Genomic DNA, 11678 nt, shown 5'->3' with positions numbered 1-11678 from the left:
TTTGCATCCCAATCAAGCATGCCATAGGTTTCATTTCCCAATACATCAAAATCTAAGCCCGGACCATGTCTTTGAACCCCTCCGGATGATGGGAAGAAACTCCTTCTGTAGGTCATAGCCAATTGTTGGATATCTGTCCTGCGGACAAAGCCAACCTCCGGTGCGTAATTCGCGCCTACTATTTGAGAACGCATATTTAGCGACCATTCAGGTACACTGTACTGGAGTTCCATTCCTGCTGCAAATGAACTATCCAGCTCAGCTTGATTGATATTTTGATGGTAAAAGACCTTACCGTTGATTTTGTTATCCGAAGAGGCTAGGTTGTAATCCACTCCAAAGGTCCTGTCCCATTCATTGTATAAGCTGTCACTATACTCCTCAGGACTTTCAAAAGTCTGCTTATTGACAAAAAATGCAGAAATATTCGATCTTGCAAAGACTTTTTGCTGCAGCGAAACCATGGAATAATTGTATGAAGGCAAGCTAGCCGCCTCATCATCTGCCACCTGCATGCTTAATACACCCACCCGTAGGTTATCATTTACTTTTCCACTTAGTCGCATTCCAAGCGGTATTGCAGATTCAATGTTTTGCCCAGTACTTTCATCCTGGGAAACACCTATCCTTCTACTGAAAAAGGGTCTGGTTCCGTTCAATCCATAATCAGCAAAGAGATCGGCATTCTCCAGGAAGAACTGCCTTCTCTCAGGAAAGAAAATCTCAAAACGATCCAGATTAGTCACTTGTTGATCTACTTCCACCTGTGAAAAATCAGGATTTACCGTCAGGTCAAGATTCAGACCCGGTGTGACTCCAAACTTCAGGTCGAATCCAGCATTTAGTCCTTTTTGGGCATCCGTACCCTTCTCAAAGTTTTGGTTGTAATTTCCAGACAGGTACGGGATAAAGGAAATGTTTTTTCCGCTTCGTTGGGTAGGTTCTTCCCATTCCGCCTCTCTTAGCGAAGCCAGATTAAAGAGAGTGAAATTTCGCTGAATTGGTGCCCAAGTTGATCTTTCGGCAGTCTCACTATCAATTCGGTAAAAATTAATATTCCAATTATTTTGCCCTTCATTGAATCGAAGGGAGTTTAGAGGGATGGCGATTTCAGCCACCCAGTAACCCTTATAAAGCCTGGCTTCTCCCTTCCAGACGTTATCCCAATCAAGGCTAAATGAACTTTCGCCACTGCCTCCGTTCGTCACCAAGCCTTCTCTGCGAACCCCAAAAGGATTGATCCCAAATGTAAATGCATTCGTCCTATCTTGGAAGGTGTCAAAGATGACCGTAAAATTATCATTCGCGGCACCTCTAAAATCTCGTCTGAGTGAAGGAGTCACATATTCACGATTCTCCGAAGCATTGTTCATAATCCCCAGGACATATACATTCTTATCATCATATAGTACTTTGGCCACCGACTGGTTCACCGCTAAAGAGGAATCGTATGGGAAATATTGCATCCAGTCAAAGGCAGAATCCGCCTCAGCCCATATTTCGTCAATCACTCCATCTATAAGAACGGGAGTATCAATTTTTTTAAAAACAATGTCCTGGGCAAACGATGTATTAGTACAAAGTACAAGTCCTATAATAGTAAGGGCCTTTCTAAACATAGTGCAAAACTATTCGAATTGGATGGACCGTTGGGCTATTTTTATATCAACGGCCTATCTTTGGTGGGTTTGCGTGTTAAACTGGGGAAGCGCTAACAAGTTTGTAAAAACAGTTATTTTTATGCGAGCGGTTGACTGCTGGCCTTAAGGAAAGTTGAGAGAAGAGCTGATTTCAGTGGAAATGAAAAGAGGATTTTTACATGTTGCTTGCTGAAAATCCCAAAATATCGACTGCCCTTATGAAGTCTCTCTCATTTTTTGAATTAGAATGTTTATATAAAAGTAAGAACTCCATATCTTCCATAAGTAATCAATTCTAAAGCGATAGAAATTAACCAATTACGTATGATGAAATTCTTTAGAAAAGTTAGAAAAAGTTTACTTCCAGCAGGAAAAACCGGTAAATATCTGCAATACGCAATTGGGGAAATTGTGCTTGTGGTCATTGGAATCCTTATTGCTCTACAGATTAATAATTGGAATGAAAACAGGAAAGATAACCAACTGGTGAGGAACTACTTGGAAGGTATAAAAAGTGACTTGGAAAAAGACATCATTCAGGTTGATGATATCCTTAATGATCATATAAATGCTATCAGTATACTAACCAGTATTGACAGTTCAATTTTAAAAAAAGAATTTCACCAACCCGATAAGTACCAATACTTCTTCAACCAATTAGACACAACAAAATTTGCATACGTTTTTTACAGGGGTTATTCCTTTAGACCGACAAATGGGGCATTTCATTCGTTAATATCGGATGGAAAATCAGGTTTGATTAAAAATAAGTCACTGTTTCAAAATATTCAGGAGATATACATGGAATTAAATCCCCGTCTTGCTAGCAACTATGAATCATTAAAGCGAATGGAAGAAACTATCCGTTGGAATTATCCCAAAGAAAAAGAATACTGGTCCTACTCTGAACTGAAAAAAGCCAAAAACGAAAAGATATTTTTGGACTTGACAAACTTCATCGAAGAAAGATATTTTTATGCTATAAGTTTATTCCAATTAAAAATGAAAATGGCAATTGTTATAAAATTGTTGGAAAATGAAGCCCTTGAGAAATAAAGGAAATTCAACAAAGTATAGTCCCAACTACAACGCTGCTGTTTAAATGAATCTGTTTTCCAAAAAATTAAAAATCCCCTAGCCAAGAACCCGTAAATCAAAAGCGGGAATTCATTGTAATAACAAAACTTTGAACCGCCTGAACTCCTTGTTTTGAGATTCCATTAAACTTGTCGTGCAGATTGAATAGAGGATAATAGTGATTTTTTGAATGATGGAAAAGATGGAAATAATATAAAGATATGGCAATCCTTTACCGCCCATATCCTTGGTTTAGCAGCAGTTTCAAGCCGTTCCGGGCTTAGATGTAAATTCAGATTTATTTTCATTAATTATTTTTAAATTGGCTGAAAGCATGCTATCTAGCCGTTAGCAACAGGCATGAAGAATTAAATCACTTGGCACAAAATTGTATTCATTTAAAATGATGAAGAAAAATATTAAAAAAGCAATAGGGACTATTCGGTTCAAGTTGAGTTCAGAGAACAATCCTTTATTTATTGGTTACTATAAATACCTGTACCGGCCCAAAAAAGGCAGCTTAGAAGAATTTTTGAATGAGTATTCCAAGTCCAAAATTGACGGTCTTACAGTAATTCAGATTGGAGCCAATGATGGAATAACACATGACCCGATACACAAATTTATCAAGAGAGATAAATGGAATGGCGTGTTATTAGAGCCCCAACCATATGTATATGAGCATTATTTAAAAAAAATCTATCAAAAGAATAAGGGTATTCATACACTGTGTGCCGCAATCGGTGAAAAAGATGGAAAACGTCCATTATACAAAATCGGCTTTTCGGACATGAGGTGGGCCACCGGCTTGGCATCTTTTCAAAAAGAAAATGTCGAAAAAGCGTTTTCTACCGGACTGGTTCAAGCAAAATGTTTGAAATATAAAATACATATCCCGGCCGAATCAGAACGCATAGTTTCAGAAGATGTCTTGATGATTTCCCCTGAAACATTATTAAAAAAATATAGCATCTCAACCTTTGATTTGTTGCAGATTGATGTAGAAGGGTACGATTTCGAGGTAATACGGATTTTCGATATAAAGAAATCAAAACCCAATGTGATTATTTTTGAAAATACCCACTTGAGCGAAAGTGATACGGCCTCCTGTCTCAGTCATTTAAGGGACAATGATTATGCAGTTAAAAAATTCGGATCCAATACTGTCGCCATGTTGCATCCATTAGGCAAGTTTAAAAGTTATTTTACCGAAGAGAAATAAACCACGAACACAGGAAATAAGACAGTAATTCATAAAATGCCTGCATATATTTTCCACAGGAAGTAAAGCCGAATCTCCCCTATTTTCAAAAATTTGACTTTGTATTCCGACAGAACAAAAGGAACATTTCTTTTCTTTTGCTAAATTCCCAAATACACTGAGTGGTCGATAGATCAGGCTCCATAAGTCCAAATCAGTCTAACTTGATTGTTTTTATTTATTTTGATCAGAAAACTCAAAAACTACTCTTATCAAATACTGAATTTCAAAAATATTTGAAAGACTATGTCCAATTTCGCAAAACCCGATTGTTATTGAATTGTAAATCAGTTATTCAATGACAATTTTAAACGAACAAAAATGAAAGAATTCCTTCTTATTTTCAGACATGAAAATGCCAATGGGAAAGTTTCACCGGAGCAAATGCAACAATGGATGAAACAACAAATGGATTGGGTAGAAAGTATTGCTGCACAAAACAAATTTATCGGTGGTACAGGATTGCTCTTTGAGGATGCAAAGGTGGTGGACCATAGAAAAATGGTTACCAATGGACCTTTTGGAGACATCAAAGAAACGCTTGGTGGATTCATTACCGTAAGGGCAGAATCGGCAGATGAGGCGGCAGAATTTGCTAAAGGTTCTCCTGTATTACAAGGGGAAGGAAACACCGTTGAAGTCAGACAAATCGCTACACATTGAAATTTTAACCTAAAGCCCCGATTGGGGCTTTTTTTTTATGGGAAAAAATGACCTCGTCCCTAATTTGTTCAGAACGGAATACAGCAAGATAGTAGCTGTACTTTCCAAAACATTTGGTATTGACCATATAGCCATCGCAGAAGACCTGACCAGCGAAACTTTTCTTTTGGCAGCGGAAACTTGGCCCTATCAGGGTATTCCTGAAAACCCTACCGCCTGGCTGTATGCTGTAGCCAAGAATAAAGCCAAAAACCACTTCAAAAGGAAAATGATATTCAGGGATAAAATCTCCGATGAACTGACCATGCAGGGTAAAGAATGGGATGAATTGGAAATTGATTTGTCGGACCAGAATATCGAAGACAGTCAGTTGAGGATGATTTTTGCCATTTGCCACCCGGCTATTTCGGATAGTTCCCAGATCAGCTTGGCATTGAGGGTACTCTGCGGTTTTGGAATTGATGAAATCGCGGATGCTTTTTTGACAAATAAGGAAACCATCAACAAAAGACTGCACAGAGCAAAAGAAAAGCTCCGTTCAGAAAATGTACAGTTACAAATTCCATCTGAAAGTCAGTTGCAGACAAGGTTGGACACTGTCCTTCGGACCATATATCTGCTGTTCAGTGAAGGTTATTATTCAGAAAGCAATGATTCCATTATAAGAAAAGAACTCTGTCTTGAAGCAATGAATTTGGCGTATTTATTACTTCAACATGATGCTACCAACAGCCATGCAAGCAATTCACTGATGTCACTGATGTGCTTTCATTCATCCCGCTTGGAGGCAAGACTTTCGGAAAATGGGGAATTGATTCTTTATCAGGACCAAAATGAAAATCAATGGGACAAAATTCTTATTGAAAAAGGCTTTTACTATTTACAGCAGGCATCTAAATGGGAAGTGGCATCCAAATATTACCTGGAGGCAAGCATTGCCTATTGGCATACTGTCAAAAATGACCACCATGAAAAGTGGGGAAGCATATTAAAACTTTATGACCAACTGCTTAAAATAGATCCTTCTCCCATTGGCGCCTTAAACAGGCTGATTGCACTATCAAAAGTCAAGGGAAATGCAAAAGCGCTGGAAGAAGCCGAGACATTGGATTTGCAGGACAATCATTTCTATCACCTTCTTTTAAGTGAGCTGTACAAGGAAACGGACCATGAGAAGGCTATCCATTCATTAGAGAAAGCATTTGCACTTTGTAAAACCGAAACCGAAAAAATATTCATCAGAAACAAAATCAACAGCCTTGAATAAAACCCTTTCCTTCACAAACATTAAGCTGATTGATTTTAGGTTTGTTTTAGGAATTGAAATAAAGCAAACAAAAAAAAGGGACTAATTGTCCCCTTTTTTTATTGCTTCCTGAATGGTTTTTTGGAGTTGCTGCATTTGCTCCTGTTGTTCTTTTTGCCAGATTTCCATCTTTCGCTGAAACTCCTCCATTTTTGGTTGATTGGCTTTTTGCCACTCTTCCATTTTCTTTTCAAATTCCTCCATCTTTGGCTGGTAAGCTTTTTGCCATTCCTCCATTTTCTTTTGGAATTCTTCCATCCTCGGTTCATTGGCCTTTTGCCATTCTTCTATTTTCTTTTGGTATTCGGCCATCTTAGGTTCATTAGCTTTCTCCCATTCTTTCATTTTCCTTTCAAATTCCTCGATTTTTGGCTGATTGGCTTTTTCCCATTCCTTCATTTTGGCTTCAAATTCTTCTGCTTTTGGGGCAAATTCTTTTTCCCATTCCTCGGCCTTTTTTTGCCATTTTTCTATGGCTTCACTTCGTTTTTTATCTGCTTCTGCCCATTTGGCCTCCATTTCAGCCTTTTTCTTTTCGATTTCAGCCTTAGACATTTTTGTTGTGTCAAAATCGTATCTGTAGTTAAAGTGGAAACTTTGCCCTGAATCTCCCAGGAAAAATACATCGGCAGGAAAGGCCATAAACTGCATGCTGTCAGGAAATGCCATGAAGGGAGTATTACCGAGATTCATTGGCGGAACAGGGCTGATGTCAAACTGTGGCATGGTGGACATGTCAAAAGTCATAGGAGGCATGGGTGCCATGACAAAATCCATCATTGGCATATTATCCATTCCCTCAAAAGCCATAGGAGGCATTGGGAAAGCATCAAAAACCGGAGGGAGATTTTTGGATAATACCTCCATTTCTTTTTCAAATTTCTCTTTTTGTTCAGGAGTCAGTTTTTCCCAATCCCCTTTTTTGATGAAGTTAGGAGCTTTTACGGGAACGGTATCCCGGCTATAGTCGAGAAAAGGTCCTGACCAATTTCCTTCGATCGTTGAGGTGTTCAATTCCGTGTACATGAGTTCCTCAAAGGAATCGGTCGCAGGTTTGTCGCTTGCACCGACCATCAGGGTGGCGCCAAGCAGAAGTGTAATCATCATGGTCATGCTGGTTATAGTAGTTGGTTGTGAAGAGGAAGTTTTGATTCCCATTATTCTTTTGATGCGGTTTAGGGTAGGGTTATTGGTTTTGGCGGCGGCCATGGCGATTTCCGGTGTTGGGTTTTTGGCATAGTTCAGTACACTGGCAAGGCCAAAAGCAAGGTCTTTTGGAGAAATCCCCATGCTGATCGCCAAGTCATCGCAGGCATTCTCCCGTTGTTCTTTGGCGGTTTTGTTGATCCACCAGAATATAGGGTGGAAAAAGAAAAGCACTTCCAAGACAGATTGGATCAGATTCAGGAGGTAATCGTGACGCTTGATGTGGGCGAGTTCGTGGGCGATGATGGCCTCAAGCTGCAAAGGCGAAAGCTGGAAGAAAAGTGCCGCAGGAATGAGTATGACAGGTTTCCATATGCCGTAAGTCATCGGCATGTCCACATGGATACTTTTGAGAAGCTGCACCGGTTTGGACATTTTCAGCGATTGGAGTTGTTTTTCCAATACTTCCTCCCAATGAGATTCTACGGTCTCATGTTTCTTTTGCCGAAGGTTGCGGATGTCTGCCAGGGATGTGGCTAACCTTACCAAAAACATCATGGCTCCCAAAAACCAGATCTGAACCAATGTAGGAAGCCAATTTTCTATACGTCTCGATACAATCATCCAATCAGAAGGAGCCTCGATCAGGTGGTTGGAATCGGCCTGCTTCCCATGCTCCATTTCAGAGTTTTGGTGAATGGCCTCCGATTGATCCGGTTTTGATTGTGGAATGGAATAGAGGAAAGTGCCCATAGCCAAAACAGTAATCAATACAAGCGCTGAAATACTCAGCCTGTATTTGAAAGCAGCTGACTTTTTGCCAAAAAACCTGAGCGAAAGCCAGAGCATCAAACCAATTCCTGCAATCTGCCAAAGGGCATGGACGATCATCCAACCAAGGGCGAGCAAATAGGGTTCAGCGATAAAAGTGGATAAAGTCTCCATTATTGTTCATTTTCCAGTTGGTCCAAGAAAGCGCGGATTTCATCTAATTCCTCTTTAGAGGGATTGCCCTGTCCGAGTGCCTGCATTACCAGGTTTTTGGCAGAGCCGCCAAATGCTGTGGCCATAAAATTGGTCACGAGGTTTTTTTGGGTAACGGTTTCATCCACGGCCGGAAAGTAAATGTGGGTCCGGTTCTGTTCATCCCTACGCAGGAGTCCTTTGGCATGCATGATCTGCATGGTCTTGAGCGTGGTGGTGTAGCCAGTGTCTTTGGTTTCCGCGAGTTTTTCGTGGATTTCCCTCACCGTTGCCTGCTTCATGGGCCAGAGCAGGGCCAAGATTTCAAGTTCGGATTCTGTTGGTTTAGCTTGCATAGTGGTCAATACGATTATTTTCGTACAAAGTTATACGAAATGAATCGTAATGCAAATATTTTATACGATTTTTATCGTAGATCAATCTTAAAGGTTGTTAAAAATCAAGTTCTGATTTTGAATACAATCGAATTTCCTTTCCAAGCACATCCCCAGACTGACCGAAGACGGTTCTGTTTTATATTTTGGTAAGACTGAACCTTACCCAAATCCAATTAGTTGTATATACATTGAATTAAACCAACAAAATTAAAACACGATGAGTACACAAGCACTTTTAGAAAAATTGCAGTTAGGGGATTTAGAACTGAAAAACAGAGTTGTCATGGCGCCGATGACCAGAAACAGGGCAAATAATCCTGGAAATGTCCCAACAGAACTTCAAGCCACTTATTATTCACAAAGAGCTTCCGCAGGATTATTGATCACGGAAGGTTCGCAGGTATCCAAAATGGCTGTCGGCTATATCAATACTCCCGGGATTTATTCCCAAGAACAAGCCGAAGGATGGAAAAAAACAACAGCAGCAGTTCATGAAAAAGGAGGCGTAATTTTTATCCAACTTTGGCATGTCGGCAGAATGTCACATCCTGATTTTCATAATGGCAAACTTCCATTGTCAGCTTCTGCCATCAATCCACATTCAAAATCATACACGCCTGAAGGATTTAAAGAAACGGTCACACCAAGAGAAATGACATTGGAGGACATCCAACAAACTGTGCTTGATTTTAAAAATGCTGCAAAAAATGCGATAGAGGCAGGTTTTGACGGTATAGAAATCCACTCTTCGAATGGCTATCTGTTTCACCAGTTTTTCAACGGTACTTCCAATGTTCGGGCTGACCAATATGGAGGAAGCATTGAAAATAAAGCTAGGATTTTGTTTGAAGTGATCGATGCCATCAAAGAAGTGATGCCTGAAAACAGGATTGGGCTCCGGCTGAACCCCTCTCTTCATGGTGTATTTGGCATGACAATGGATGAAGATACCATCCCTACTTTTGATTATATCATCAACAAGCTAAACGACTACGATTTGGCTTATCTCCATTTATCCGAGCCATTCACAGATGTGTCTGACATTCCTTTCGCAGAACCTGAAATTGCCAAAAGATACAGACCGATCTATAAAGGTACAATTATCATCAATGCCGGTTTTGACCAAGAAAAAGGGAATCAAGTGATTGAAGCCGGTTTTGCAGATGCAGTGGCTTTTGGCAAACCATTTATTTCAAATCCTGACCTTGTGGAAAGGTTTGAAAACCATGTTCCATTGGCAGAGTGGGACACTGCTACTTTCTATACTACCGGTGAAAAAGGATACACAGATTATCCTTCCTACCAAGAACAGACGCTTGTTTAATTCAAAAAAAGGCCGAGATATTTCGGCCTTTTTATTACTTTGCGAACATGTGTTTAATAGCTTTCAATTGGAACAACCACCCCGAATATAAATTCATCCTGGTAGCCAACAGGGATGAGTTTTTTGAGCGGCCGACTGCTTCTATCCAACTTTGGGAACAGGGGTTCTATGCAGGCAAAGACCTAAAAGCAGGCGGGACTTGGTTGGGATTGCACCCAAATGGCCGTTTTGCAACTTTGACCAATTACCGTGATCTTAAGAATGTCAAACAAAACGCCAAATCACGAGGCGATCTGGTCAAGAATTTTTTGGAAGGAAATACCGATCCATTGGAATATCTTTTGGCTATCGAAAAGGAGAAAGACCAATATGATGGTTTCAACCTTTTGGTCGGAGAAGGGGAACAATTGTTTTACCTGTCAAATAAAAAAGACGGAATCTACCGTTTGGAAAATGGACTCTATGGTTTGAGCAATGCTCTTTTGGAAACACCCTGGGCAAAACTCGTAAAAGCCAAAGAAAAACTGCATGCCAAAATCGACAACAATGAAATCGAGCTGAACGGATTGAGGGAAGTTTTACTTTCACGCGAAATCGAACCGGATCGTTTTCTCCCTTCTACAGGTGCAACTTTGGAACAAGAGCGGCTGCTTTCATCGCAGTTTATCAATGTGGGCAATTATTACGGCACGATCAATACCACCGTCTTGCTTTGGAAACATTCTGGCGAAGTAGAAATGAAGGAAGTCCGCTATTTTCAGGCAGAAAACCGCATCGAAGAAACCCAGGTTCAGTTTCAGATGGCCGAATCAGCCAAACAGAAAATAGGATAAGCTTGTTGTCATTTGGGTAGGTATCCCCAAAAATTTTGTAATTTGATTCATCCGGCTTGTGGGTACATAACTCTGCTCCGGATTAATAAACTCTCTTTGTGATGGAAATATTGGATGTATTTGTAGTCGGTGGCGGACCGATTGGATTGGCCTGTGGGATAGAGTGCGAAAAAGTAGGACTGAATTATATCATCGTCGAAAAAGGAGTTTTGACCAATTCCCTATTCAATTATCCTTTCAATATGACTTTTTTTTCGACTTCTGAGAAACTCGAAATGGGGGGTATTCCTTTTATGTCAGTTGCCCATAAACCTACGCGAACAGAGGCTTTGGAGTATTACCGTAGGGTGGCCAAAACCTGGAAACTCAAAATCAACCTGTACGAAGAAGTCAAAACCGTTTCTAAGAAAGAGGGAATTTTTGAAATCGTCACCTCCAAGGCCATTTACCAAACCAAAAATATCATCCTTTCCACGGGTTTTTATGATTTGCCAAACCTGATGAATGTGCCGGGTGAAGACCTGCCAAAAGTGACGCATTATTACAAAGAACCTTGGCCATACATCGGTCAGAAAATCATCGTGGTGGGAGGAGCAAATTCTGCCGTAGATGTCGCTCTTGAAACATGGAGAAAGGGCGCTGATGTCACTATGGTACTCAAAGACGAAGGCATCGATTCCAATGTCAAATATTGGGTCAAGCCGGATATCGAAAACCGCATCAAAGAAGGTTCTATCAAGGCCTTTTCCCATACTACTGTCAAAGAAATCAGGGAAAAGGAAGTCATTCTCAACACGCCTGAAGGAGAAGTGACGATAGAAAATGATTTTGTCTTGGCCATGACAGGCTATAAGCCAAACTTTGCATTGTTAAACCAATTGGGTGTGGAACTCAGTCTTGACGAAAAGCGCCAACCTTGCTATGACCAAGCTAATCAGGAATCAAATGTCGCGGGAGTATACCTCGCAGGCGTTGTTTGTGGCGGACTGAATACCCGGGAATTCTTTATCGAAAATTCAATCGTCCATGCAGAGCAGATTGTAAAGGATATTGTGGGGAAAGAATAA

The 11678-nt window shown here is 40.4% G+C and carries 10 protein-coding genes; 7 read left to right on the top strand and 3 right to left on the bottom strand.

What is annotated here, in order from left to right:
• The coding region (locus ACZFYI_RS08315; RefSeq protein WP_462523660.1) for a carbohydrate binding family 9 domain-containing protein at nt 1-1619 on the bottom strand (1619 nt) is incomplete at its 3' end.
• Nucleotides 1620-1964: 345 nt separating this feature from the next.
• Between ACZFYI_RS08315 and ACZFYI_RS08310 the strand changes: the two genes are divergently transcribed.
• The 4 genes from ACZFYI_RS08310 to ACZFYI_RS08295 all read left to right on the top strand — a co-directional run bounded on the left by ACZFYI_RS08310 (nt 1965) and on the right by ACZFYI_RS08295 (nt 5908).
• Nucleotides 1965-2696, top strand: coding sequence for a DUF6090 family protein (locus ACZFYI_RS08310; protein WP_462523659.1), 732 nt, complete (start codon nt 1965-1967; stop codon nt 2694-2696).
• Nucleotides 2697-3120: 424 nt separating this feature from the next.
• Nucleotides 3121-3939 (top strand): FkbM family methyltransferase, encoded by an 819-nt coding sequence (locus tag ACZFYI_RS08305; protein WP_462523658.1) that lies wholly within the window; start codon nt 3121-3123, stop codon nt 3937-3939.
• A gap of 360 nt (nt 3940-4299) precedes the next feature.
• Entirely contained in the window at nt 4300-4641 is a 342-nt protein-coding gene (locus ACZFYI_RS08300) for a YciI family protein (RefSeq protein WP_462523657.1), read from the top strand.
• Nucleotides 4642-4678: 37 nt separating this feature from the next.
• The gene (locus ACZFYI_RS08295) at nt 4679-5908 is read left to right on the top strand and encodes an RNA polymerase sigma factor (protein ID WP_462523656.1); all 1230 of its coding nucleotides are present in this window, start codon (nt 4679-4681) and stop codon (nt 5906-5908) included.
• 81 nt (nt 5909-5989) lie between these two features.
• On the opposite strand, the gene ACZFYI_RS08290 is transcribed toward ACZFYI_RS08295, so the two are convergent.
• Complete coding sequence (locus tag ACZFYI_RS08290) at nt 5990-8038, bottom strand: M56 family metallopeptidase (protein WP_462523655.1); 2049 nt, start codon at nt 8036-8038, stop codon at nt 5990-5992.
• A complete protein-coding gene (locus tag ACZFYI_RS08285; RefSeq protein ID WP_462523654.1) occupies nt 8038-8412 on the bottom strand; it encodes a BlaI/MecI/CopY family transcriptional regulator in 375 nt (124 codons plus the stop codon). Before ACZFYI_RS08285 ends, ACZFYI_RS08290 begins: the two co-directional genes overlap by 1 nt.
• A 259-nt stretch (nt 8413-8671) precedes the next feature.
• Here ACZFYI_RS08285 and ACZFYI_RS08280 point away from each other — a divergent pair, with 259 nt between their 5' ends.
• The 3 genes from ACZFYI_RS08280 (at nt 8672) to ACZFYI_RS08270 (ending at nt 11678) form a co-directional block, all read left to right on the top strand.
• The gene (locus tag ACZFYI_RS08280) at nt 8672-9778 is read left to right on the top strand and encodes an alkene reductase (protein ID WP_462523653.1); all 1107 of its coding nucleotides are present in this window, start codon (nt 8672-8674) and stop codon (nt 9776-9778) included.
• Between the two features lie 47 nt (nt 9779-9825).
• Nucleotides 9826-10611 carry an NRDE family protein gene (locus ACZFYI_RS08275; RefSeq protein ID WP_462523652.1) on the top strand — a complete coding sequence of 262 codons (786 nt, stop codon included), beginning with the start codon at nt 9826-9828 and terminating at the stop codon, nt 10609-10611.
• 101 nt (nt 10612-10712) lie between these two features.
• Nucleotides 10713-11678: a YpdA family putative bacillithiol disulfide reductase gene (locus tag ACZFYI_RS08270; RefSeq protein ID WP_462523651.1), complete on the top strand. Its 966-nt coding sequence runs from the start codon at nt 10713-10715 to the stop codon at nt 11676-11678.

Source organism: Aquiflexum sp., assembly GCF_977115555.1.
This window is presented reverse-complemented; position numbering and strand designations above follow the sequence as displayed.

Excerpts from the sequence above, each read along its gene's own strand:
- ACZFYI_RS08280 (WP_462523653.1), top strand. The coding sequence starts at position 8,672 with ATGAGTACACAAGCACTTTTAGAAAAATTGCAGTTAGGGGATTTAGAA.
- ACZFYI_RS08305 (WP_462523658.1), top strand. The coding sequence starts at position 3,121 with ATGATGAAGAAAAATATTAAAAAAGCAATAGGGACTATTCGGTTCAAG.
- ACZFYI_RS08275 (WP_462523652.1), top strand. The coding sequence starts at position 9,826 with ATGTGTTTAATAGCTTTCAATTGGAACAACCACCCCGAATATAAATTC.
- ACZFYI_RS08270 (WP_462523651.1), top strand. The coding sequence starts at position 10,713 with ATGGAAATATTGGATGTATTTGTAGTCGGTGGCGGACCGATTGGATTG.
- ACZFYI_RS08295 (WP_462523656.1), top strand. The coding sequence starts at position 4,679 with ATGGGAAAAAATGACCTCGTCCCTAATTTGTTCAGAACGGAATACAGC.
- ACZFYI_RS08290 (WP_462523655.1), bottom strand. The coding sequence starts at position 8,038 with ATGGAGACTTTATCCACTTTTATCGCTGAACCCTATTTGCTCGCCCTT.
- ACZFYI_RS08300 (WP_462523657.1), top strand. The coding sequence starts at position 4,300 with ATGAAAGAATTCCTTCTTATTTTCAGACATGAAAATGCCAATGGGAAA.
- ACZFYI_RS08310 (WP_462523659.1), top strand. The coding sequence starts at position 1,965 with ATGATGAAATTCTTTAGAAAAGTTAGAAAAAGTTTACTTCCAGCAGGA.
- ACZFYI_RS08285 (WP_462523654.1), bottom strand. The coding sequence starts at position 8,412 with ATGCAAGCTAAACCAACAGAATCCGAACTTGAAATCTTGGCCCTGCTC.